Origin of the sequence: Amaricoccus macauensis, assembly GCF_049800915.1 — a bacterium.
GTDB lineage: Bacteria > Pseudomonadota > Alphaproteobacteria > Rhodobacterales > Rhodobacteraceae > Amaricoccus > Amaricoccus macauensis_A.
This window is the reverse complement of the sequence record NZ_JBNAFY010000003.1, coordinates 133,893-158,062: the sequence shown is the minus strand read 5'-3', so window position 1 is coordinate 158,062 and position 24,170 is coordinate 133,893. Positions and strand designations below refer to the sequence as shown.

The 24,170-nt window shown below is 61.6% G+C and carries 21 protein-coding genes; 11 read left to right on the top strand and 10 right to left on the bottom strand.

All coding sequences use genetic code 11. From position 1 onward, the window contains the following. Window positions 1-447: 447 nt before the first annotated feature. Genes ACP15W_RS08460 through ACP15W_RS08450 form a run of 3 tightly spaced genes read left to right on the top strand, consistent with a single transcriptional unit; the run spans window position 448 to window position 4,640 of the window. Window positions 448-2,100, top strand: a complete 1,653-nt coding sequence (locus ACP15W_RS08460; protein WP_424932437.1) for a hypothetical protein — start codon at window positions 448-450, stop codon at window positions 2,098-2,100. Continuing rightward, entirely contained in the window at window positions 2,100-3,755 is a 1,656-nt protein-coding gene (locus ACP15W_RS08455; RefSeq protein WP_424932436.1) for an alpha/beta hydrolase, read from the top strand. Before ACP15W_RS08460 ends, ACP15W_RS08455 begins: the two co-directional genes overlap by 1 nt. Window positions 3,756-3,782: 27 nt before the next feature. Beyond that, complete coding sequence (locus ACP15W_RS08450) at window positions 3,783-4,640, top strand: dienelactone hydrolase family protein (RefSeq protein WP_424932435.1); 858 nt, start codon at window positions 3,783-3,785, stop codon at window positions 4,638-4,640. 24 nt (window positions 4,641-4,664) lie between these two features. On the opposite strand, the gene ACP15W_RS08445 is transcribed toward ACP15W_RS08450, so the two are convergent. The 8 genes from ACP15W_RS08445 to ACP15W_RS08410 all read right to left on the bottom strand — a co-directional run bounded on the left by ACP15W_RS08445 (window position 4,665) and on the right by ACP15W_RS08410 (window position 12,647). Then, window positions 4,665-4,898, bottom strand: a complete 234-nt coding sequence (locus ACP15W_RS08445) for a YdcH family protein (protein ID WP_424932434.1) — start codon at window positions 4,896-4,898, stop codon at window positions 4,665-4,667. 110 nt (window positions 4,899-5,008) lie between these two features. Beyond that, window positions 5,009-5,893, bottom strand: coding sequence for a 5'-nucleotidase, lipoprotein e(P4) family (locus ACP15W_RS08440; protein WP_424932433.1), 885 nt, complete (start codon window positions 5,891-5,893; stop codon window positions 5,009-5,011). A gap of 103 nt (window positions 5,894-5,996) precedes the next feature. After that, window positions 5,997-6,932 carry a 2-hydroxyacid dehydrogenase gene (locus ACP15W_RS08435; protein ID WP_424932432.1) on the bottom strand — a complete coding sequence of 312 codons (936 nt, stop codon included), beginning with the start codon at window positions 6,930-6,932 and terminating at the stop codon, window positions 5,997-5,999. Window positions 6,933-7,004: 72 nt separating this feature from the next. After that, on the bottom strand, window positions 7,005-8,153 hold the full coding sequence (gene rodA, locus ACP15W_RS08430) for a rod shape-determining protein RodA (protein WP_424932431.1): 1,149 nt from the start codon (window positions 8,151-8,153) through the stop codon (window positions 7,005-7,007). Continuing rightward, window positions 8,150-10,087, bottom strand: a complete 1,938-nt coding sequence (mrdA, locus tag ACP15W_RS08425; RefSeq protein ID WP_424932430.1) for a penicillin-binding protein 2 — start codon at window positions 10,085-10,087, stop codon at window positions 8,150-8,152. The genes rodA and mrdA overlap by 4 nt, the downstream gene beginning before the upstream one ends. Continuing rightward, complete coding sequence (gene mreD / locus ACP15W_RS08420) at window positions 10,081-10,623, bottom strand: rod shape-determining protein MreD (protein WP_424932429.1); 543 nt, start codon at window positions 10,621-10,623, stop codon at window positions 10,081-10,083. The genes mrdA and mreD overlap by 7 nt, the downstream gene beginning before the upstream one ends. Further along, window positions 10,620-11,537 carry a rod shape-determining protein MreC gene (mreC, locus tag ACP15W_RS08415; protein WP_424932428.1) on the bottom strand — a complete coding sequence of 306 codons (918 nt, stop codon included), beginning with the start codon at window positions 11,535-11,537 and terminating at the stop codon, window positions 10,620-10,622. The genes mreD and mreC overlap by 4 nt, the downstream gene beginning before the upstream one ends. Before the next feature lie 69 nt (window positions 11,538-11,606). Next, entirely contained in the window at window positions 11,607-12,647 is a 1,041-nt protein-coding gene (locus ACP15W_RS08410; protein ID WP_424932427.1) for a rod shape-determining protein, read from the bottom strand. 287 nt (window positions 12,648-12,934) lie between these two features. Here ACP15W_RS08410 and ACP15W_RS08405 point away from each other — a divergent pair, with 287 nt between their 5' ends. Together ACP15W_RS08405 and ACP15W_RS08400 are read left to right on the top strand one after the other, a co-directional pair. Then, window positions 12,935-13,672, top strand: coding sequence for a type 1 glutamine amidotransferase (locus ACP15W_RS08405; protein ID WP_424932426.1), 738 nt, complete (start codon window positions 12,935-12,937; stop codon window positions 13,670-13,672). Between the two features lie 23 nt (window positions 13,673-13,695). Further along, entirely contained in the window at window positions 13,696-13,914 is a 219-nt protein-coding gene (locus ACP15W_RS08400; RefSeq protein WP_424932425.1) for a glycine zipper domain-containing protein, read from the top strand. A 34-nt stretch (window positions 13,915-13,948) separates the two neighbouring features. Here ACP15W_RS08400 and ACP15W_RS08395 read toward each other — a convergent pair whose 3' ends face one another. After that, complete coding sequence (locus ACP15W_RS08395; protein ID WP_424932424.1) at window positions 13,949-15,040, bottom strand: SH3 domain-containing protein; 1,092 nt, start codon at window positions 15,038-15,040, stop codon at window positions 13,949-13,951. A 285-nt stretch (window positions 15,041-15,325) separates the two neighbouring features. On the opposite strand from ACP15W_RS08395, the gene ACP15W_RS08390 reads away from it, so the two are divergent. Next, the gene (locus ACP15W_RS08390; RefSeq protein ID WP_424932423.1) at window positions 15,326-15,937 is read left to right on the top strand and encodes an OmpA family protein; all 612 of its coding nucleotides are present in this window, start codon (window positions 15,326-15,328) and stop codon (window positions 15,935-15,937) included. Between the two features lie 32 nt (window positions 15,938-15,969). Here the strand turns inward: ACP15W_RS08390 and ACP15W_RS08385 are convergent, their stop codons facing one another. Continuing rightward, a complete protein-coding gene (locus ACP15W_RS08385; RefSeq protein ID WP_424932422.1) occupies window positions 15,970-16,296 on the bottom strand; it encodes a TraR/DksA family transcriptional regulator in 327 nt (108 codons plus the stop codon). Window positions 16,297-16,691: 395 nt separating this feature from the next. Here ACP15W_RS08385 and ACP15W_RS08380 point away from each other — a divergent pair, with 395 nt between their 5' ends. From ACP15W_RS08380 to ACP15W_RS08360, 5 genes are all read left to right on the top strand, one after another. Further along, on the top strand, window positions 16,692-17,807 hold the full coding sequence (locus ACP15W_RS08380) for an MraY family glycosyltransferase (protein ID WP_424932421.1): 1,116 nt from the start codon (window positions 16,692-16,694) through the stop codon (window positions 17,805-17,807). 191 nt (window positions 17,808-17,998) lie between these two features. After that, window positions 17,999-20,101 (top strand): exonuclease domain-containing protein, encoded by a 2,103-nt coding sequence (locus ACP15W_RS08375; protein WP_424932420.1) that lies wholly within the window; start codon window positions 17,999-18,001, stop codon window positions 20,099-20,101. A 364-nt stretch (window positions 20,102-20,465) separates the two neighbouring features. Then, window positions 20,466-22,022 carry a DUF294 nucleotidyltransferase-like domain-containing protein gene (locus ACP15W_RS08370; RefSeq protein WP_424932419.1) on the top strand — a complete coding sequence of 519 codons (1,557 nt, stop codon included), beginning with the start codon at window positions 20,466-20,468 and terminating at the stop codon, window positions 22,020-22,022. 108 nt (window positions 22,023-22,130) lie between these two features. After that, a complete protein-coding gene (locus tag ACP15W_RS08365) occupies window positions 22,131-22,394 on the top strand; it encodes a DUF4212 domain-containing protein (protein ID WP_424932418.1) in 264 nt (87 codons plus the stop codon). Between the two features lie 12 nt (window positions 22,395-22,406). Continuing rightward, entirely contained in the window at window positions 22,407-24,170 is a 1,764-nt protein-coding gene (locus ACP15W_RS08360; RefSeq protein ID WP_424932417.1) for a sodium:solute symporter family protein, read from the top strand.

The window sequence follows — 24,170 nt, the reverse complement described above, 5'->3', positions numbered from 1 at the left end:
GTTTTCGAAACCGGGCCGTCGCAGGCACGGCGCCTTCGGTTTGTTCTGTGCCACTGTTTCCCGGCACCGCCGACCTGAGCGCCACATGCGCCATGCGCGCCGTCGATCCGGGGGGCGGCGTTACTCAGTCCCGCGCAACGGCAGCGTTCCACACCTATTCTGTCCGGTTTTCGCGAAACCGAGAATCCCCCACTCCGTTAACCATCCGGTCACGGATGCGGGAAATTGTCTGCATGAAATATGCATGAAATATGCATGGAATATGCATCCGCCCCGAGCGGCTTCGAACCGATTTTCCCCTTGTTTTCATGCCCCTCCGCAGTCCGTCCGGCGCAGCGCCGAAAGCCGTTAACCCCGCCTTAATCCCACATTGGAAACTGCCCTCCGAAGAACGGTTCAAACCGCAGGATTTTCGCGCTAGACGGTTCTTCGAGGGGTGTCGGGCGCATGAAGCAGAACAGCATGAGAAACTGGCTCGGGCGATGCGCCATCTTCGGATGGGCCTTGCTGAGCGGTTTTTTTCTCTTCGTTTCCTCCCCGCAGGCCGCCCCCGTCCCGTCCCGCGTTTTCGTGCAATGCGTCGTGATGCAGGGCAATGGCTACAACTGGGCCTCCACGCTCGGCTGGCTGTCGGGTCAGGTCGAGATCGCGGCGGCCCGCGCCTCCGCCTGGGAGGCCGCTCATCCCGGTTCCCGTGCGGGCATCGACCTTCGCTGCGCGACCGGTTCGTCCTCGGGTGGCCCGGCAGCGGCTGTGCTCGACGCCCTGCTCGAAAACCCAACCCTGGTTGACCGAAATGACGATTGGCTGACCCCGGAGGAGGCCCAGGGCGTCTCGCGCGCCCTGATGTTTCTCGCGCTTTCCACCAATTTCGATGGCGAATACAGACGGCTCGTCGGCACGGGTATTGGCGCCTGGCTGGGCCTCTTTGATCGCTCGAGCAATGCGCTGGGCGGCCGCTACTGGCGCGGCGTCTCCACCGCCTCGGTCAACGCGGCGATCTTCGGCGATTGGGTCCGTGCCGCGCGGGTCTATGACCCCGCATGGCATGATGCTCTCATGGACGAGGCCGGGCCTCTGCCGCTCTATGCGGAGCGCCCTGCGCAGCTCGGACAGTCCGGAGAGGACCCCGCCGCCGCGCGCATGGAGGCGCTGGCCAATGCCGCGCGCGGGCAGGTCGACAAGGCCCTGCAGCAGGCACCGGCAACGGATGTCCCCGTTGGTCCCGGCATCTGCGCAACCGCCCTTGCCGTCACAGGCCGGCCAAAACCGCCCTTCTCCTATGCGGACCTGCGCCTCATTGCGATCTGCGATCCCGAAACCTTCACGACGTTGTCGTCCAACACGCATTTGGGCGAATGGCTCGGGTCCAGCACCCAGATGCAGGAGCGGCTCGTGCTCGCCAGCACGCGCTCGTGGCGGAATATCCTGAACATCACGCTCCGCGAGCCCGAACTCATGACCCCATTGACCGGGAAGTTGCGCGTTGCGCCCATCGGTCTTGATGCCATCGCGGTTCCGGCCGGCGCGGACAGTTCCGTCGCCGCAGGCCCGCTGGTCATGATGGGCGGGTTTGCCGATCCCCGCCTGCAGGCCTGGATCTCGGCCGCCATGCTTTCGGGCAAGCTCGATGCGCTGGAACGGCGTGGCGTGGAAGGCGACGGGCGGCTTGCGGTGTTCGGCCGGACCGAAGACCGCGACGATCCGACCGAGACCTTCGCTCAGCGGACGATCGTGAAATACTTCGACAGCCTGGAAATGCCGTTCCACGAGGAAGGAACGCTTCCCTTCTACTACGACTGGCAGGATGAAGTTTGCCCGGTGGCCGAGGACCTTGCGCGCCGGTCCCACGTCGATTTCTACCGAATGGACTGGAACCTGCCGGGTGGGGCGGGGGCCATCGCCGGGCATGGCCAGACGCTCGCGGCAAAGGGCTACAACCTTGGCAAGATCCAGACGCCCCGCGACAAGTATCCCGAACTGCCCTCACGAATCTGGCGCACATTCGCCTTTGATCCGATCGACACGCAGGCCTACCTTCCGACACCACCGCCGGGTGGAATGCCGTGCCTTCCGCTCTCTAGCGGGGGGCAGGATTGATGCTCAGGATTCTGGGCTTCTTTCATTCCCGTCTACGGCCGAGTCTCCTGGGGCTGGTCATTGCCGCTGCCGCCTTCTGCGCCTCTTTCACGCCCTCGCTCGTTCCCCGCGATCCGCTGCTGCAGGGTCTGATCAGCGGTCTCGTGGCCGCACTGGGATACGAGGCCGGCAACCTCCTGCTCCTGATCTGGCGCTTCCTGCAACTTCCGACCAAGCATCCGCGGGTGGAGGTGTTTCTGCGCGTGGTGATCTATGTCCTCGTTGCCCTGGGCGTGGGTTACTCCATGTTCCACGCAGCGGATTGGCAGAATGCGGTCCGGGATGTCGCAGGCATGCCCCCGGTCGATACGTCTCACCCGACGAAGGTCTTCGCGATCAGCGCCGTGGTCATGCTCATACTCTGGCTCATCTTTCGCGCCTTGGGCGTTCTCTTCGATCGCATCGAAGCCACGCTGGCCCGTGTCCTTCCGCCCCGTGTGAGCGTGCTCATCGCCCTGAGCCTGACGGCCTGGCTGGCCTGGGCGGTCACGGATGGCGTTTTCGTGGATCGGGCCTTTCGAGCTGCCGACAGCTTCTTCGAGACCGCCGACGAAATGATTTCCCCCGATCTGGCACCGCCGGACGATCCGGATCTTTCGGGCAGTCCGCACTCCCTGATCGGCTGGCGCGACATGGGCCGCTGGGGCAGAGCCTTCGTCTCCCGGGCGCCGGAGATTGACGAATTGCGCGCCTTCGACCCTGATGCGATCGAGCCGATCCGGGTCTATGTGGGTCGGAATTCGGCGCCGACGCCACAGGCGCGCGCCGATCTGGCGCTGGCCGAATTGCTGCGTGTCGGGGCCTTTGAGCGGTCCGCGCTTCTGATCGCAACGCCCGTCGGCACGGGGTTCATGGATAAATACGCGCAGGACACGCTCGAATTCATCCGTGGCGGCGATATCGCCACCGTGGGGGTGCAGTATTCCTATCTGACCAGCGCGCTTGCCCTGATGGTTCACCCGGAATACGGGCTCGATCAGTCTCAAGCGCTGTTCCAGACAATCTACGACTACTGGGCGAGACTTCCGAAAGACGACCGCCCCCAGCTCTACGTCTTCGGGCTGAGCCAGGGCGCCTACAATTCGCAGGCCACGCTCCCGTTGCTCGATCTCCTGGCCGATCCGATCTCGGGCGGGGTCTGGGCCGGCTCGCCCTTCCTCAGTCCCATCTGGCAGGATGTGCGCAACGATCGCGTCGAGGGCAGCGCGGCCTGGCGCCCCATTTTCGGCAACAGCACCCTGATCCGTGCTATGAACCAGAACGGCACCGGACTTGAGGGCGATCCTCCCTGGGGGCCGATGCGGTTCGTTTTTCTGCAATACGGCAGCGACCCAATCGTTAATTTCACGTTTACGTCGGCTTTTCAGCGCCCTGAGTGGATGAACAGCCCGCGCGCTCCCGATGTTGCGCCGGAGTTCCGCTGGTTTCCCTTCGTCACCACCTTGCAGCTCGGTCTGGACATGGCCACTTCGCAGCAAATAGAAGGTTTCGGACACGAATACGCGGCGCAGGACTATATCGATGCCTGGGTTGCGGTCGCGGCTCCGGACGACTGGACCGCAGAGCGGACGGAGACACTCAGGGACATCTTTGCCCGCCGCCCGCCAGCCTACTGAACTGCACCGACGGAGCCCCGATCTCTCATGACGGCGATAGCAGCAGGAATCCTGACCCTTGTCGCCGCGTTCGGTGCGGTCGGGGTAAATACGCTGCGCGGTCCGATGGGATGGTCCACCGCGGATCACACGCCGGCGGCTTTAGCGGCGACGCTCGCTCCATACTACCGAACGGTGATCCCCGAAACCGGCGATGGACCCTTTCCCACCGCGCTACTGTTTTCAGGCTGCGACGGGCCAAAGGACAATCTCGGGTTTCTCGCGCACGCGCTGGCCGAGGCCGGCTGGGCCTCGATCGTCATCGACAGTCATGGACCGCGTGACTACGGGAAATACGAGGCTTGGCGGTTGATCTGTTCGGGCCAGCTTCTGACCGGCGCGGAACGGGCAGGAGATGTTGCCGTTGCCATCGACGAGGCCCGCGCGATGGAGTTCGTGGATGGAGATCGCATTGCGCTCATCGGTGCTTCGCACGGCGGCTGGGCGATCTTCGATTTCCTCGCGCTCGCCAGTTCCGGTCGTGTGCCCCCCATTCTCGAGAGCTGGCCCGACAGCCTGGCGCGCGACGGCCTTTCCGGCATTGAAAGCGTCGTCGCACTCTATCCCTATTGCGGGGCGCTCAGCATCGCCGGACGGGAAGGCTGGTCGGCGGATGTGCCCGCGCTCTTCCTGCTGGTCGAGGGCGATTCGATTGCGGATGATCGCGATTGCCTGGACCTTGCCGCGAAAGAGCAGGCTCTGGGCGCGGAGGTCGAGGTCGGCACGTTTCGCGGCGTCACCCACGGATTCGACCAGGCGCAGAAATCCGCGCTTAGTACATTGGAGTTCAATGCCGATGCGCGCATCGCGGCCGTCCGCGAGATCGTATCCTTTCTGGATCGCTGATCCCGCGGATGGCTGTTCGATCGATCAGGCGAGCATGCGCGCGATCTGGTCCTTGAGCACGAGACGGTTCTTGCGAAGCTCGGCCTCATGGAAATTGTCCGTCGGATCGAGGTTTGCCTCTGCCCGATAGACGGCGTGGTTCACGGTCTCGTATTCTTCCGCCAGCTTGCGGAAATGCGCATCGGTCGCCTTGAGAACCTGGATACGCTGCACCTTGTCCGGAAATTCCTCGGCGAGTTCGTGCGGGGCATGGGCCATGGTTGTCTCCTTCTTGTCCGCTGGACGCTCTCGTGTCCTGCCGATGGTAAAGCCAGGCCCCGCAACCACCTTGATGCGTATCAACTTTCCGGTGGCTAATACGGGATTGGTTACTGCGCGTCGGGAACCCAGGGGTCGAGCGCGTCGATCTTCTCCTGGCGACGCTGATCGGACGGCTTCGACCAATCGCCACCGAAGGCTGCGGACTCCCAGGAACCGTATTCCGGGTTGGGGAACATGATCCAATCGTGGCCCCAGTGATCGAGCGAGCTTTCGAGGAAGGCATCCCGTTCGGCGATCGTCCCGTCGGCCGCATCGCTGAAATCACCGAGGTTGTCCCCCATGACCAGCGCCACGCGATAGTCCTTCGCGACGAAGGCGAGCCGGTTCTCCTTTGCCGATCCCCATTCCTCACGGTCGCCCCGCAGCAGCACCGTGTCCACATTCCCTCCCATGGGGAAGCCGAGCGCTTCCATGTTCGAGATCGTGCCCTCTTTCTCGATGGCCTTTCGGTTCGAGACGTAGAAGATCTTCACGCCGAGGCTGTCGATGTGATTGAGGAAGTCCAGCGCGCCGGGGACGGCCCCCGAGGTTTCGCTGTTCACGTAGTCGGTCCATTCGGACGAGCTGAAACTCGTGCCGCGGGTGATGAGCGAGGCCTCGTAGTTGCCGTTGTCGAGCAGGGTCTCGTCGAGGTCTGCGATGATGGCGACCGGTTGGTCCTCGTAGCCCTCGACCTGCTTGTCCGGCATGGCGCTCCAGGTGGGATCGGCCAGCGCTGCATCGAGTTGCGTTCTTGCAAGCTTGAAGAGCTGCAGGACCGTTGCCTTGTATTCGACCGAGGTCTCCATCCAGACCGTTGCGTTCAGGAGATCGTTCTGGGGCACCGGCGGCGTCTCGGTCGACGTATCCTGCGCCAGGACAGGGCCGGTGAGGCATCCGGCAGAGAGCACGGTGGCAATCGCAAAGGCAGAACACGAACGAAGTCTGGGCATGGCATCCATCCTTGGAAATGACGACCGCCCGAGGACCGGGCAGGGCTCCGCGCCAACCTGCGACAGGTGTCAACAAACTGTCAAATGAATGCCGCAGGTGTGGTCAGTAGCCTGCCAAGCGATCCACCAGATGCAGGAGGGAAAGCCCCGCTTCCGAGCGCCTTATGTTCTCTGCAATGACCTCCCCGGCGGTCTCGGGCCGGGTTGCGGCGGCGATATGGGGCGTCACCGTGACCTTCGGATGCTCCCAGAAGGGATGATCCGCAGGCAGGGGCTCGGTACGGAAGACATCAAGGGTGGCATGGGCCAGCGGGCCGCCATCGAGCGCAGCAAGAAGCGCGTCATCGTCGATCAGCGTGCCGCGACCCGGATTGATCAGGCAGGCCCCTTCGGGCAGGAGCGCGAACTCCTCTGCGCCGAGGATGCTCTCGGTCTGTGGTGTGGCCGGCAAGAGCGAGACGAGAATATCCGATCGGCGCAGTATCTCGTTCAGGCCTGCGTCACCGCTGAAGCACTCGATGCCGTCGATCTCTTTCGGCCTCCGGCTCCAGCCTGCCACGCTGAAGCCAAGCGATGCGAGCGCGAGACCGCAGGCCGCTCCCAGCGCGCCCAGTCCCAGAATGCCCACGGTCCGGTTGCGCGCCAGTGGCGGTGCCAGCTCCGGCGCCCATCTCCCGCGCTGGGTGGCCAGGATCGCATCGAGCCCGAGATGGTAGCGCAGGACATGGCCGGTCACGTATTCGACCATGCCCTCGGTCAGGCCTGGATCGACCATGCGCGCGAGCGGAGCCTTCAGCGTCTCATTGCCAACAATCCGCTCGACACCGGCCCAGAGGCTCAGCGCCGCCTTGAGCCCGGTGAAGGGTGAGAAATCAGCGATCGGACCGTCGGGCGAGAAGACGATGTAATCGATGCTGGTGGGATCCTGCGGCTGCTTCGAGATCGTCGGGTCAAGTCCCGCTGCTCGGCAGGCTGTCTCGATTGGACCGGCGAACGCCCGGAATTCCGACTCGGATACGGAGAAAAGGATCTTCTGCATGGTTAAGCCGCTCCTTGACCCTGCCTCGGTTATGGAGCCAGTTCTAGGCGGGCCGTGCGGGAGAGCTCAACCTCAATCGCGGTTGCGCGGCCGGTGCACATGGGCGCTTTGCACCAAGCCGAAGGCCGCGAGCAGCACCAACATGGCCGACCCACCATAGGACACGAGCGGCAGCGGCACACCCACCACCGGCATCAGCCCCATCACCATGCCCATGTTGACCGCGAAGAAGAGAAAGAACGTCACCGCGATCCCGCCAGTGAGAAGGGCGCCGTAGCGGTCCCGGTTCGAGATTGCGGACGCGATGCAGAAAACGATCACCAGCGCGTAGAGTGCCAAGAGCGCGACCGAGCCGATGAAGCCAAATTCCTCGGCCAGCGTGGTGAAGATGAAGTCGGTGTGTTTCTCGGGCAGGAAGTTCAGGCGGCTTTGGGTGCCCTGCATGAAACCCCTGCCAGAAAGCCCGCCTGATCCCATGGCGATCTTGGCCTGTGTGATGTGATATCCCGCTCCGAGCGGGTCGACCGAGGGATCGAGAAAGGTGAAGATCCGGCGATACTGGTAGTCCTCGAGGAGCTGCCATTCGGTGCCCTTGGACTTGAGGACCGCCGCGATCATGCCGGCCCCGAGCGCCAGCGCCGTGCCGAAATACCAGAGCGATACGCCCGCGAGGAACATCACCGCGCCTCCCCCCATCACCAGGAGGAGTGCCGTGCCGAGATCCGGCTGTTTGAGGACGAGCGCGGTCGGCAGGAGGATGAGGACCAGAGGCAGCAGCACCCAAAAGATGCGTGAGACCTTCTCGGGGTCGAGCCATTGGTAGTAGGCTGCGAGCGCCATCACCAAGGTGATCTTCATGAGTTCCGAGGGCTGCAGCTGGATCGGGCCGAGGTCGATCCAGCGCTGCGCGCCCATGCCGACCGACCCCATGATCTCCACGAGTACGAGCAGCCCCAACGCGCCGAGATAGGCCAGCGGCGAAATCAGCCGCCAGAACCGGATCGGGATCATCGCAATCACGATGAGCGCCACCATCCCGACACCGAAGCGCACCATTTGCGGTCCGGCCCAAGGCGAATAGCTGCCGCCCGCATTGGCGTAGAGCATCAGGAAGCCTACGCCCGCGATCGCGGCAATGAGAAGGTTCAGCGGCCAGTTCAGTGCCAGAAGCTTGCCAAGGCCGCGTGGCTGGGCGCGATCGGTAGGGTCCGCGAAGCTCATGCCGGGTCGCCCTCCGGCTCGATGATGTCTCCGCGTGCGGCTCGCATGGCCTCGCGTCGTTCCTCGATCTCGCGGCGCTGTTCGGAAGGGTAGGCCTCCAGCGGCGGCTCCCCGCCCCAAAGCGCCTGCATCAGGATGTCGCGTGCGATCGGGGCCGCGACCTTCGAGCCGCCGCCGCCATGCTCGACAATCTGCGCGATGGCGTATCGCGGTCGGTCATAGGGCGCATAGGCCACAAAAAGGGCGTGGTCGCGTCTGTTCCAGGGCAGTTGCTCATTACGGGTGACGCCGGCGGCACGCTCGGCCGCGGTGATGATGCGAACCTGGCTGGTTCCGGTCTTGCCCGCGAGCTCCATCGACTCATCGACGATCCTGGAGCGAAAGGCCGTTCCTCCGGGCACGTTCGAGACGGTGTACATGCCGTCCCGCACCGCGTTCAGGTGTTGGGGTTGAAGCCCGAGCGATTCGAGAGGATGAATTGGCTGCTCCACGCCATTGATCGACTTTACCAGCCGGGGCGTGACGCTGAGCCCGGTCGCCACTCGCGCCGTCATGATTGCCAGGTGCAAGGGCGAGGCGAGAGTGAAGCCCTGCCCGATGCCGTAGTTGAAGCTGTCGCCGGGTGTCCAGACCTCGCCCCGGTTCTCCTTTTTCCAGGCACGGTCCGGCATCAAACCTTCGGATATCGCGGGCAGCGGCAGGTCGTGGCGTATGCCCATGCCCAGTCGCCGGGCCATGGCGGAGATGTTGTCCGCACCGACCCGCCGAGCCATCTCGTAGTAGTAGCAGTCGCAGGAATGGGCGAGGCTGCGACGCAGATCCACATGCCCATGCCCGCCACGCTTCCAGCAATGAAAGCGCCGCCGTCCGAGCTGGGTAAAGCCGGGACAGTAGACCGTCTCGTACGGGTTGCTGACCCCCGCCTCGAGGGCCGCAAGTGCGACACATATCTTGAAGGTCGAACCCGGCGGATAGACACCCGAAACAGTCTTGTTGGAGAGCGGACGGTATTCGTCGTTGAGAAGCCCGCTCCATTCGCCCGAGGATATGCCGAAAACGAAACTCGAGGGATCGAAACCCGGTGACGAGGCGATGGCCATGATGTCGCCATTGGTCACGTTGAGAACCACGGAAGCGGCGCTTTCTCCGCGCATCCGTTCCATGGCGTAGTCCTGCAGGCCCTGATCGATGGTGAGCTTGGTCTCGCTGCCTGCCTTGCCCTCGGTGCGGCCCAGTTCGCGCATCACGCGTCCGGCCGCGCTGACCTCGATGCGCTGGTTGCCGGCCTCACCTCGCAGGTCTTCCTCGAGCCTCTGCTCGACACCGGTCTTGCCGATCTGGAAGCGCGGGATCTGGAGCAGTGGGTCAGGGTCCTCGAGCTTGGCAAGATCGCGTTCCGAGACCGGGCCGACATAGCCCACCACATGTGCTGTGGAATAGCCCTCCGGGTAAAAGCGGCTAAGGCCGACTTCGGGGATGACACCGGGCAGAACCGGCGCATTGGCCGAGATCCGTGCGACGTCGTCCCAAGTGAGATGCTCCGCCACGACAACGGGCACGAAGGCGGAACGGCTCGCCATTTCCTTGAGTGCCCGTTCGCGCTTGTCGTCCGGCAGGTCGATGATACGACCAAGCCGATCGAGAACCGCCTCAAGATCGCCCGCCTGTTCCCGCACCATCACGACGCGGTAGTTCTGCCTGTTTCCCGCAAGCAGCCGCCCATTGCGGTCGTGGATCAGGCCACGGGCAGGTGGCAGGAGCCGAATATTGATGCGGTTCTCTTCCGCCAGAAGGTGGTAGTGGGCGTTCTGCACGATCTGGAGGTCGCGCATCCGCCAACCGAGTGCGCCGACCACGCCCATCTGTAGCCCCAGGAGCATCAACCCCCGACGGGTAATCCTGGGTGGCGGATCGTTCGGACTGCGGATCACCATGCGCGGCCCCCCTCGTAGGGATCATGCGCTCCCTGGCGCGGGCCGAACATCCGGAAACCCAGGGCCACGGCGAGTGAGATTACCGGATAAAGCAGTGCGATCTCGAGCAGCAGACGCAGGGTCGTCTTGAGATCAGGCGTGTCGCTGAAACTCAAGCGAAGGGCGAGCATCATGCCAAACCACATCAGGCAAAAGAGGAGGATGGCAAAAAGCCATTCCATGACGATGTTCGTATTTCGCACGGTTGTGCGCTGGCTGCGGGCAATCTCGGAGGCGAGCACGAGCCCGAGTGCACCAAGCCCTAATGGGCGTGCCATCAGGGTGTCTGCCAGAAGGCCTGCGGCGAGGATGATCCAGAGAGGGGCGGAGGCCGGATCGCGCAGAACCCATGCGATCACGAAGCAGAAGAGCATGTCGGGCGCGACGCGATCCTGTCCGGGAGCCAGCGGGACAAGTGGCAGGTAAACCACCGCGATGCAGAGGAGAAAGAACGCACCCTGACGCAGAAAGCGGTATGGTTCCGCGCGCCGTCTCATTGCTCAACGCTCCCCTCGTCGTCGCTTTCCTCGGTCGCACCGGGCTGCGCGGTAAGGACAGGGCCAATAAGCCCGCCGGGGCCGTGGATCTCTTCCATCGGCAGTTGGCGCACCACACGCACGAAGTCGAGATGACCGTAACTCGCGGCAAGCCGGGCACGGAGCCTGCCGTCATGCCCGGTGAAGACCTGTCCAATGACGATGTCGGGCGGATAGAGCCCTCCGTCGCCCGAGGTGACGATCCGGTCGCCTGTTCGGACAGCGTCTGGCTGGTCGAGGAACTCGAGAAATGGCGCTGAACTGTTGTTTCCCGAGACGATGGCGTGCTGCCCGGAAGGCCGGATGACGGCAGGTACACGGCTCGATCCGTCCGTCAGGAGCAGGATCCGTGCCGAGCGCTGCCCGACGCCTGCGATGCGCCCCACGAGGCCGAGACCATCCATGGCGGCAGATCCGTCCACCACGCCATCGACCCGCCCCACATTGACCATGGCCGAGCGCTGGAACGGGCTCGACGCATCGGCGATGATCTCGCCCGTGACGAACGTGGTCCGGGCATTGAGACGCACCTTGTTGAGGGCGAGCAGGCGCGCATTCTTCTGTTCGAGCTGAAGTGCGGCTTCGCGCCAGCCTTTCATCCGCTGCAATTCACGGCGCAGCTCCTCGTTCTGGGCATGTACGCGCTGGTAGGATCGGAGATCCTTCAGCAAACGGCCGGTTGCCGCGACGGGGTTGATGGTCCACTCGAAACTGGGGACAACCTTGTCGACGATGGCCGCGCGCAGCCGTTCGACACGGGCATTGTCGACCCGCCACAGGAGGAAGAGCGCAATCAGCAGAACGGTTGCGGCGCCGAGCAGAATTCGGCGGAGGCTGGCGAGATAGTCAGGTTCTGAACCGTTTCGGATCGACAAGGGGCCTACCTCAGACCTCTACCCGGCCCAGATTCTGGTGCCGGAGAAAGCCGGGCACGAAGGCCCGCATCAGTTCCCGAAATCTAGCACATGGGCCAGTTGGGTTTCAAACTCCAGTGATTTTCCGGTCCCGATGGCCACGCAATTGAGCGGGTCCTCCGCAACGGTGATGGCAAGCCCGGTCTGTTCGCGCAGGGCCAGGTCGAGATCACCAAGAAGCGCGCCGCCGCCCGTCAGCATGACCCCGCGATCGACGATATCGGCAGCGAGGTCTGGCGGGGTCTGTTCGAGCGCGGTGATCACGGCCTCGACAATGGTCTGCACCGTTTCTGCCAGGGCCTCGGCAACCTGTGCCTGGTTGATTTCGAGCTCTTTCGGCACGCCGGTGAGCTGGTCACGGCCGCGCACGCTCATACGCTGGCCAAACCCGTCTTCGGGCATTCGCGCGGTGCCGATTTCCAGCTTGATCCGTTCGGCTGTCGCTTCGCCCACGAGGAGGTTGTGCTGCCGCCGCAGATAGGAGGCGATGGCTTCGTCCATCCGGTCGCCACCCACCCGCACGCTCTGGGCGTAAACGACGTCACCCAGCGACATGACGGCCACTTCCGTCGTGCCTCCGCCGATATCGACAACCATGTTCCCGGTCGGCTCGGCAATCGGCATTCCGGCGCCGATGGCTGCGGCAATGGGTTCGGAAATCAGGCCCGCCTTGCGTGCGCCTGCGCCCATCACGCTGTCTCGGATGGCGCGGCGTTCCACCGGTGTCGCGCCGTGGGGCACACAGACGATGATCTTCGGCTTCGCCCAGCCGCCGCTGCGATGAACTTTCCGAATGAAATGCTTGATCATTTCTTCGGCGACATCGAAATCTGCGATCACTCCGTCGCGCATGGGCCGGATCGCCTCGATGGAGCCGGGCGTGCGCCCAAGCATCAATTTCGCGTCCTCGCCCACCGCCAGAACGCGTTTTCTCCCGTCTTTCGAGTGATAAGCCACGACCGAGGGCTCGGAGAGTACCACGCCCTTGCCCTTGACGTAGATCAGCGTGTTCGCCGTTCCGAGGTCGATTGCCATGTCCTTCGAAAGCAGTCCGCCCAATGCCCCAAACATTCTATTTATCTGCCCTATGGATGCTGCTCGTCAGTCGTATATATGCGTCTCACGTCGAAGCGCTTCACCTTATAGGCGTCCTCATGCGGGACGGTAAAGCCTACGCCGTTTGGTTAACGACAGTCTGTGCAACCAATGGGTGAAGAAATTCTGAACAGATCGCAAGTCTGTTAATCACCCGGGGTTGGCCCGGCTGGACCATGCGCTGGTGAGGCCCTTGGGCGGATTGCCACGGGCTCGCCGAATTGTCATATGGCGATCAGGACTTGCGACGTGGGAGTGCAGCCGTGCGCATCGGTATTCTGGAAACCGGAGAGGTCAGCGAGGAGTTTCGCCCGCGTTTTGGAAGCTATCCCGACATGTTTCGGGTATTGTTCGCCGAAGTCGCGCCGGATTTCGATTTTTTCACCGTTCACGTGGTGAAAGGCGAAATGCCTGCTTCGCCGAATGCAGCAGACGGCTGGCTGGTCACCGGGTCACGGCATGGTGTCTACGATCCATTGCCCTGGATCGCTCCGCTCGAAGGCTTTCTACGGGACTGTCTCGCAAGCCATGTTCCGGTCGCGGGCATCTGTTTCGGACACCAGATCTTGGCGCAGGCGCTTGGTGGGCGCGCAGGCAAGGCGTCGCATGGATGGGGAATTGGTGTCCATGGGTACGAAATGCGCGCACGCCCCGACTGGATGGCCGGAATTCCGCAGCAGTTCTCCATGCAAGCGATGCATCAGGACCAGGTAACGGCACTGCCCGAGGGAGCACATGTGCTTGCCAGTTCGGATTTCTGTCCAATTGCTGCGGTCTCCTACGGATCAATCGACGCTCCGGACGCAATTTCAATCCAGCCGCATCCGGAGTTCGGGGCCGGCTATGCGTCGGACCTCATTGCCACGCGGTCGGGAACGGTTTTCCCGCAGGATCTTGCTGAGACTGCGCAGCGCGGCATCGGGCGCCCGGTCCATTCACGAGAATGGGCGCGGGCAATCGCCGAATTCTTCCGGCTTAGTCGGGCGTCCGAGAACACCTGAAACGACAAAGAACGGAGCAGACAATGTGGCGCTATGGAATCATACTGGCCGGGGCGATCGTGCTTTCGGCCTGCACCAACGCAGATGGATCAGTTAACGCAGGTCGCACCGGGGCTGTATTGGGCACGGCCGGTGGGATCATTGTCGGCCATCAGGTCAATGACGAGATCGGCGGGGCCGTCGGTGGTGTTCTCGGTGGTGCCGCTGGCGGCGAGGTCGGGAATCGGATCGATCGGCAATAGTCAGGTCTGAAAACTGTCAGGAAATGACATCGGGTCATTCCAAGGCGATCTCGATCGCATAGCGGCGCGTCTCGGACCTCGGGGCGCTGGAGGAGATGGCAATTTTGTGGTGCCCGTCGTGAAGGAGCAGGCCGCGGTAGCTTCCCCCGTCGAAGTTTTCGTCGCTCGATTGGTACAATGCGCGGTTGTCGGGTCCGAATATGTTGAACCGAATGTCTTCGTTGTTGTCACTCAGATCGACTGTCAGGATCTGTCCCCGAAGTGCGCCGAGGCTGTAGATGACTGCATCGCCTCCCAGAAGGTCACCCTGCAATTCTATGGGCGGTTCCCCTGGGCTCAGGCGCAGATCTTCGAATGCAGTTGCGGGTTGGTCTGCGGAGGCGCTTCCAGAAGCAACTCTATATTCCGGCGAATCCTGAACGACGCTTGATTCAACGAGAAACGCTCCCGCAACCCATCCCTCGATTTCAAGATCGGGCGTTGCGACATGGCACCAGCGCCGGCCTTCCGCCATTCGACAGCCCAAATTCTGCAGAACCTGGCCTGAGGAAAGTGAGGTCAGGATTGCTGCGCCGGTCGATGGCGCGCCCCGCAGATTGAGGCTCGTACTGACATCGACCTCCCAGAAATCCGGCCCACCCTGCAGTCCATCGGCAAAATCTGCGACAACGGTCCCTCCGATCTCTCCCGAAAGCCCGACATCGAGGCTGAAATCGATGGTTTCCTCGTGCCGGGCCGCAGCGCCCAGAAGATAGACCGCCACGACATACTCACCGGACGTCGGGAGGATTGCGTCGAACGTGTTGATCTCTGGGATGAGTGGGCCATCAAGGCCCGAGTTCGCCATCGCAGTTTCCCCCGGGCCGCTTCCGGGGGCGTAAATGTTGAAATATGCAGAGAGCCTGGGCGCATTCAGCTTGACGTGGAGCCGCTGCCCGGCTTCTGCCCCGAGGCGATAGGAAATACTCCTTTCGCCGGTGAGGCTACCGCGGACGGTCGTCTTGTTTTCCGCGGCCGACAGGCTGATGCGTTCCTCTCGGACGTCCTGTGCGTCGCTTTTCTCGGGTGCTAGTATGGCCGTGAACAACAGAACTAGGGCGGCTCTCGGATGGAGAGGCAGTCTCATGCGCGAATCTCCGGAAAATCGAACTCATGGCCGTATGTATAGAAAGCTGTTCAATCGCCACGGGGAAAGCAACCGGGAAATTTTTGTCTGAGTCTGTCGCGAAGGTCGATGGATCCGGCCCCCCCAATCGGTGATTGAGCAGTGCTACTACCCGGCGGGGTGTCACCGTGAGTTGAGGGGTGGCCTGTTTTCGCAGCCGGGACCGGGTGCTATAGAATGATAACAACAAACTTCAGTGAGGAATGAGCAGTGGCAGGCAGATCTTGGGCGGTGGGTGCGCTCGCAATGACTAGTTTGGTCATGGGCTGCACCCATGCGGATGGAACGCGCAACAACACGGCGACACAGGCGGCGGTCGGCACGGCTGCGGGCGCGGTGATCGGAAATATCGTCAGTGGCGGCGAAGAAGAGGGCACGATCATCGGCGGCGTGGTCGGTGGCATCGCCGGCACGGCGCTGGGCAGCTATCTTGATCGCCAGCAGCGGGACCTTCAGGCCTCCATCGGCGGTAGCGGTGCGACGATCGTCAATACTGGCAGCGAATTGATCGTGAGCTTGCCGGAAGCCATTACCTTCGATGTGGACAGTTCCGACGTCAAACCCTCGATCCGTGACGAGATCATCGCGATTTCACGCAACCTGCAGTCCTATCCCAATTCTGTGGTTCAGGTCGTGGGACATACCGACAGTACCGGTTCGGCCAGCTACAATCAGGGCCTGAGTGAGCGTCGTGCACAAGCCGTAACCAACATTCTTGTTGCAAGTGGTACCTCGGCGGGGCGCATCCAGACCTATGGGCGCGGGGCCTCCAGTCCGGTCGCGACGAACGAGACCTCAGCCGGGCGCCAGGCAAACCGCCGGGTGGAAATCGTCATTACGCCTACGTCAGGCGCCTGAGTTCGAAACCTCTGGTCGGGCATCCGCGCCAGTCAGGCGCGTTTGCCCGCACAGGCTGCACATTTCGGAGTGTGCGGAAGAACGTCCAGCCGGGCCTCGCTGATCGGGTCGCCGCACTCCGCGCAAATGCCGTAGGTGCCGTTCTCGATCCGAGAGAGTGCTGCCTCGATCATTCGGACCTCGATCATGCCAGCGACGCCGAGATCCTCCAGCACCTCGGTTGTTTCCCGTTCTGTCGCGCGATCTTCCGAGTCCTTGCTTGCAGGTTCGTCGAGTTCGGTCTCAATGCGGTTCAGACGACCCATCAACTCCTGCAACCGACCCTGAAGCGTGGTTTTCCTTTCCGCGACCGCGAGCATCGGACTTTCTCCCTTCATCATTCTGTCATGATCTGAATGGAGTGCCGCGGTGTCGTCCATGATCCGTATCAAGTGAGGTCGACCGTATTTTAGTGCGGTTGCTGTCGCCGTCACCTGCGATCTGCCCGCATTGACATGTCCGGATTCCGGATCCGGCATCGATGACCAAAACGTCGCGCCCACAGTGTAGACAGCCTTTCCGCATCGCATTTTGCAGACAGAGGGGCCATAACCGTGCATTGAACTGCCAAAGTTTTGGTTTGGCGCTGTATCTTATTGGGCACATTGCCGCTCAGGGCGGCAAACGCGGAGCTAAAAACAGTCGCCTTCCCCTTCATGATTGGTTACCAGAATTTCACTAGAGATTAGCCGAGACGCACGCAGAGTGATTCGGAATGCAAAATCCGATAGTTGATGTGAATTTCGAAGAGCTGTTCGCCTATGGCGCACTCGGTCTTATCATCTGTTTTCTAGCCTGCCTTGCATTGGTTCTGACCCAGCAGTGGCACGGTCATATGACCCATGACGACCATGAAGGTGTGCAGAAGTTCCACAAGCGGCCTACTCCCAGAATCGGTGGAGCCGGGATTGGTCTCGCCTACTTGGCGCTCGGCCTGCTCCTTCCTGACGATGGGCGGAAATTCTGGTTCGCGATCGGGGTCGCCGGGCTGCCGGCTCTCATGGCCGGGCTCCTCGAAGACGTTACCCGGAAGGTCGGGGTGAAAATGCGACTTCTGGCGACGATGGGCTCGGGGCTCGTATTCGCGCTTTCCACCGGCTACGTCATGAACAAGGTCGACCTGCCTGGTGTCGATCTCCTGCTCATGTTCGCGCCAGTGGCGATTTTCTTCACCTGTTTTTGCATCGGCGGCGTCGCCAACGCCATCAACATCATCGATGGGTTCAACGGTCTGGCTGCGGGCTCGCTCCTGATCATGTTCGGCGGCTTCGCCTTCGTGGCGGGGCAGGTGGGCGACGATCTCGTGCTGATGCTTTCCGTGCTGTTCGGCTCGCTCGTCGCAGGTTTCTTTCTTGTGAATTTTCCACGTGGCCACATCTTCATGGGAGATGGTGGGGCCTATTTCTGCGGCTTTCTGCTTGCCGTCCTTGGGGTGCTCCTGCCGACCCGCAATCCGGAGATCTCGGCTTGGGCGGCGCTGCTTATCTGTGCCTATCCCGTTATCGAGACCATTTCGTCAATGCGCCGCAAATCCCGTCGCGACGGCCATAGTGTGGGGAGGCCGGATCGCGTGCATTTCCACATGCTCGCTCACAGGCGCTATGCGCGCAGGATTGTTCCAAAGCACCGTCACGAGTTCCGTAACCCGGCAACAAGTCTCGTAACCTGGATCCTTCCTGTTCTGGCATTTGTCCTCGTGACCATCTCCTACGACAACGCTGTGCTCAGTGCGGTGTTCTTTATCCTGACGGCGGTGGTCTACAGCCAGATCTATAGGATCATGTCGCTGAATGCGCCGCGGTTGCCCGTGCGGCTCGGTCGTCTTCTCTAGACGCGGCCGCGTTTCAATTACAGTTCTTCTGCCTTCAGGCGCCCGAAACTTGCGCGGATTACTGCTTCGCGTGGTGCCGAATTGTGGCTAGGCTTGCCTGCCTTGTTCCAGATCAAGGCCAACAGGAAGCACAACCGTCAAAGGGATTGGAAAAAGCAGGGAGGACGCGGGTCGCTTCGCATGATGGGCACGTGAACGCACAATCACATATGGGTTTCGGTTTGCTGACCCTGGCCGCTCTTGCCGCCGGTTGGGGGGCTGTCCGGATGGCCCCCGGTGTCGATGGTTGGTTGGCGCCCGTGGCCGCCGCGGCTATTGCGGGTGGCGTGGTGCTTTGTGCATGGGGGATGCACGCGGCAATGGTCGCAGTTCCCGCTCAGCGCCTCGTTCGCAAGATGCGACTGTTCCGCGAGACGCGGGATCCGGACCTCCGCTTCGGTCTCTCTGGCACCGGCTTTCTCGGTCCACTCGCGGGTGAATGCAAGGCACTTGCAGAGGCGCTCTCGGCGGCACGTCAGGAAACGCGCGACATCGCATTGGCCGAGGCCGCAAAGGCCGGTGGGCAAAAAGTCTGGCTTGAGTCGATATTGCAGAACCTCAACGAGGGTGTTTTCGTTTGCAATCATCAGCATCAGATCATGCTTTACAACAAGGCCGCGGTTGCGCTTCCGGACATGCCGGAACGGATAGGACTAGGGCGGTATCTTGGCGATATCATTGATATCGGTCCCGTCAGTCACAGCCTTACTCGACTTGAGTTGCGACATGAGGCGGATCCCGACTCCCTCAACGCCATTTCCGCTCCATTCTTCTGCACCACGCCCGATGGGGCAAAGGTCTTTCACGGTCGGATGGCCCTTCTTATCGGCGATTCCGGCGAAGTGACGGGCTACCTCATTACCCTTGTCGATGGCTCGGAGGATGAAGCTCTGCTGGCCGGCGGAGATGCTTTGCAGCACACACTCGAAACGGAGCTTGCCCCGATGCTCGCAGAGATCCGTCGTTCAGCGGAGCGGATCGGCCAGATTGGTAGTGCCGCCGGGGGCGAGCAGGAGATGCTCGTGCGGATCGTTGCGGATGCCAGCCGCGAAGCGGCGGAAATGACGGATGCCGTGTCTCTCGGAATTCGCGATCTCATGCTCCGTCATTCGACCCTCGTGGATGTCTATGCGCTCGACCTCATCAAGCTTGTGCAGAAGACCTTGCCTGAGGGTGCGCCTCGAGTAGTCATGATCGGAACTCCGCTCTGGGTGCGAGTTGACAGCATGGCGCTCGTCGAAGCGATCGAGGCCCTCGTGCTCGAGATCGGCGCCAGGCTGAGTGTGACGGAGGTTTTTGTGGAAACCCGCCCGGAGGAGCCGGGTCTGGTTCTCGAACTGAGCTGGAAGGGCGCGCCGGTTGATGCCGAGGAACTTGACGCCTGGCTCGAACTCGAATGCCAGGGGCCGGGGGAGCATCAGCGGGTCCGCAACGTCCTGGAACGACATGGGACGCGTCTGGAGGCATCCGGACCCACCAGCAGTGGAAGCAGCTTTCTGAGAATTCCACTCAGCGCACCAGCGCAGCGCCCGGATGCGGCGCCATCACGAAGACATCCCGCGCGACCGGAATTCTACGACGCAGAGTTGATGGCTGCGCATCAGGGCGATGCCGATCTTGCCGAGAGAAAGCTCGGCGAACTGCGCTACGTCGTCTTCGATTGCGAAATGACCGGGCTCAACCCGGATCAGGGAGACGAAATTGTCCAGATTGCCGCAGTGCCGGTGGTCCGCAAGCGTATCCTCTCGGGGGAAGGCATGGACTGGGTGATCAATCCCGGCCGGCCGATCCCGCCACGTTCAATCAAGTTTCACGGGCTCACGGATGCAGACGTTGCAGACAAGCCCACCGTCGACGAGGTCTTGCCGCAATTTCACGCCATGGCGAGCGATGCCGTCCTCGTCGCACACAATGCCGCCTTCGACCTGCGTTTCGTTTCCCTGAAGGAAAGAACAGCGGGCGTTTCGTTCGACAATCCGGTCCTCGATACAATGCTGATATCGCGCCTGCTCGACGGGGAGAAGGACGATCACTCACTCGACGCTCTTTGCGAACGCTACAACATCCCCAATGCGGCTCGGCATACCGCTTTGGGCGATACGATCGCGACGGCTGATCTGCTCGTCAAGATGATCGGGCGGTTGGAAGCACAGGGGCTCGACACGTTCGGTGAAGTCATGCGCCGGACCAACATGGCCGCGGAATTGCGGCATCGCAGCGCGGTGTTCGCGCATGGAACGGGAAATGGTGCCTGAGATGAACCTTCACGACAATGCGCCGTCAGCGGCACAGGAGAGGGCTGAGGCAATCGAGTTTCTCACCGCTCATCCGCCTTATGACAAGATGGAGGCAGCGCATGTGGACTTTCTCGCGACAAAGCTCAAGCGCGTCACATTCCGGGATGGGGAAGCGATCACCGATCCTGCGGCGGGACCGGCGGAGTGGTTCTACATTCTGAAATCCGGCCTCGTCATCGGCGAAAAGAGCGAGGAGGACGAGGCGATCTCCGGCAATGCCTTCGAGCTTGTCCCGGGGGAGTGCTTCCCGATTGGGGCTTTGGTCGCTGACAGGGCGATCCGCAATGTCCAGCGCGCTTGTGGTGACGTGGTCTGCCTGACCATGCGCAAGTCCGATTTCAACCAGCTTCGCGCGATCTCGAAGGCATTCAGCGCCTACTGCACTCACAGACTTTCCGGCCTGATGGAGAAGGTCAGCCGCCAGATCCAGGCCGAGGCAGCGCAAGGGCTGGGCGATGACAGTTCGCTCAACCTCACCCTCAAGGAAAAGCGGCTCAGGCGCCCGACAACGAGCGGTCCGGACGTGCCGATCTCTCAGGTGCTCCAAAGGATGAGCCAGGCAAATATCGGCTCCATGCTGATCGTGGATGGCGATGGTCGACCTATCGGGATCTTCACCCTGCGGGATCTTATGAATCGCGTGGCGCTGGCCGGGGTATCCTCTTCCGAGCCGATCCGCTCGGTGATGACCGAAGATCCGATCACGATCCCAAGTTCAGCTTTCGCTTTCGAAGCAGCTATGAAGATGGCCCATGCGGGCATTCATCATATCGTCGTGGTAGAAGACGGACGACTGAAAGGTGTCGTCTCCGAACGCGACCTGTTCTCGATGCAGCGGGTCGGCCTCGTGAACCTATCGAAGTCGATCAACAAGGCGCCGAGCGTTGAGGAGGTGGCGCGGCTCGCAGGCGACATTCATCTGCTCGTGGCGCAGATGATCGCGCAAGGGATGAAGGTCGCGCAGATCACCCAGATCATCACGCTCCTGAATGACCAGATCGCGGTGCGCCTGATCGAGATGGTGCTGGACGAGGAGGGTGGAGCGCCCTTGCCCTTCACGTGGATGGCCTTTGGTAGCGAGGGGCGACAGGAGCAGACCCTCAAAACAGACCAGGACAACGGCATCGTCTTCACTCCTCCGGAAGGCATGGATGCGGACGCTGGCCGGGCGATCCTCCTGCCGATCGCGAAGAAGATCAACGATGCATTGGATGCCAGTGGCTTCCCGCTCTGTACCGGCGGGATCATGGCCCAGAATCCGGAGTGTTGTCTGACGCTTGATGAGTGGAAAAGGCGGTTCACCGCATGGATCGACCAAGGCACGCCGGAGCACCTTTTGAAGGGTTCGATCTTCTTCGACTTTCGTCCCATATGGGGTGACGAGACTCCGCTTGACGAGTTGCGAGGCTGGCTACTTGAAAAAACTTCCAAGAATAGTCGCTTCCTGAAGCAGATGGCGGCCAATGCTTTAAGAAATACTCCGCCATTAGGGTTAATCAGAGACTTTAGGCTGTCAGGTAAGGGTGATCAGTCGAACACAATCGATCTCAAGGTAAACGGCGTCACACCCTTCATCGATGCCATGCGAATCATTGCGCTGGCAAACGGAATTCCGGCCACAAACACCGTCTCCAGACTTACAGCTGCAACCGAAAAAGGCGCGCTCAATTCCAATGATTCTGCAGCGTGGAGAGATGCTTACGACTACATTCGCCTGTTGCGAATGCGGGTCAACGAGATGCAGGCGGAGCAGGGAAAGAATCTTTCGAATCGGGTGGCGCCTGATGGTTTGCACGACCTCGACAGGAGGATTCTGAAGGAGGCCTTCCGAGAGTCGAAGAGGCTGCAATCCAAAATATCACTGGACTATCAGCTTTGAAACATCTAACAAAAAAACTAATGTGTCGAATAACAATATGTCCCGTGCACCTATTCGGGAGGTCGCGCGCGGGCTGGCCACACGCAGATTATGTAACTGGGGAGAAACATGAACGCGCAACGTAAAGATGTCGGAGAGTATTGGAGCAGGAACATTTCCATTATTGTTCCCTGCCTCATCGTTTGGGCACTGGTGTCCTTGGGCGCAGGTATCCTGTTCGCCCCATTGTTGAACGGAATTCAGCTTGGCGGCTACCCGCTTGGCTTCTGGTTTGCCCAGCAGGGCGCGATCTACGTCTTCATTGTCCTGATCTTCTTCTATGCTTGGCGGATGAACAAGCTGGATCGGGAATTCGACGTAGACGAGCAATAAGGGGCCGGGACCATGGATCTTCAAACTATGAGCCTCATTGCGGTGGGGCTGACCTTCCTTGTCTACATCGCAATCGCAATTTGGTCGCGGGCCGGAAGCACCGAGGAATTCTACGTTGCAGGCGGCGGCATTCACCCGGTCGCAAACGGTATGGCCACGGCGGCGGACTGGATGTCGGCGGCCTCGTTCATCTCTATGGCAGGCCTGATCGCGTTTCTCGGATATACCGGCGGTGCTTACCTCATGGGGTGGACCGGCGGATACGTTCTGATGGCGCTTCTGCTCGCACCCTACCTGCGCAAATTCGGCAAGTTCACCGTGCCGGAGTTCATCGGCGACCGCTTCTACTCCACTACCGCGCGTGCCGTGGCGGTGATCTGTCTGCTGATGATCTCGCTGACCTACGTGATCGGCCAGATGCGCGGCGTCGGCATCGCCTTCTCCAACATCCTGAACCTGCCCATCACGCTCGGGCTTCTGGTCGGCATGGTGATCGTGGCGATCTACGCCGTCATGGGCGGCATGAAGGGGATCACCTACACGCAGATCGCGCAGTACGTGATCATGATCTTCGCCTACACCGTCCCGGCGATCTTCATCTCGATCGAGATCACCGGCGTGGCGCTGCCGCAGCTCGGTCTCGGATCCACGCTTGCGGGTTCGGATACCTATCTGCTCGAAGCGCTCGACAGGACGATGACGGAGATCGGTTTCGGTTCCTACACTGATCGTCCGGGCATGGGCACCTACAACATGTTCCTGCTCACGCTCTCGCTCATGATCGGCACCGCGGGCTTGCCCCACGTGATCGTGCGCTTCTTCACCGTGCCGAAGATCTCGGATGCGCGCAAGTCGGCAGGCTATGCGCTGATCTTCATTGCGCTTCTCTACACGGTGGCACCGGCTGTCGCGGCCATGGCGATCTACAACATGACCACGACGATCCAGACCGGCCCTGTCGGCGAAGAAACCGCAAACCTGCCTTTCGATGAGCGTCCGGCATGGATGGACCGCTGGGAATCAACCGGGCTGCTGGCGTTCGAAGACAAGAACGGTGACGGTCGCATCCAGTACTACAACGATGCGAACCCGGAAATGGCCGCTGAGGCCGAGGGTTATGGCTGGGCTGGCAACGAACTGGTCGAGTTCGACCGCGACATCATGGTGCTCGCGAATCCCGAGATCGCACAGCTTCCCAACTGGGTCGCGGCACTTGTGGCCGCTGGTGGTATCGCAGCTGCGCTTTCCACTGCTGCAGGGCTTCTGCTCGCGATCTCGTCCTCGGTTAGCCACGACCTGCTGAAAGGGATCTTTATGCCGACGATTTCGCCCAAGGCGGAGTTGATGGCAGCGCGGATCTCGATGCTGGTGGCGATCTGTATAGCGGGCTATCTGGGCCTCAACCCGCCGGGCTTCGCGGCGCAGGTGGTGGCGCTGGCCTTCGGACTTGCGGCTTCTAGTCTCTTCCCGGTGCTGATGATGGGGATCTTCTCCAAGCGCATCAACAAGGAAGGCGCCATTGCGGGGATGCTCGTGGGCCTCATTACGACAATGGTCTACATCTTCCTCTACAAGGGCTGGTTCTTCATTCCGGGTACTGCTCCTCTGAGCGAGCCGGATGGCTGGATCCTCGGGATCAATCCGTCGGGCTTCGGTGTGATCGGTGCGATCCTGAACTTCGCCACGGCCTATATCGTCTCGGGCATGACCAAGCCGACGCCGGTGGAGATCCAGGAGCTGGTCGAAAACGTCCGGGTTCCGCGCGCCCAGGTCTGA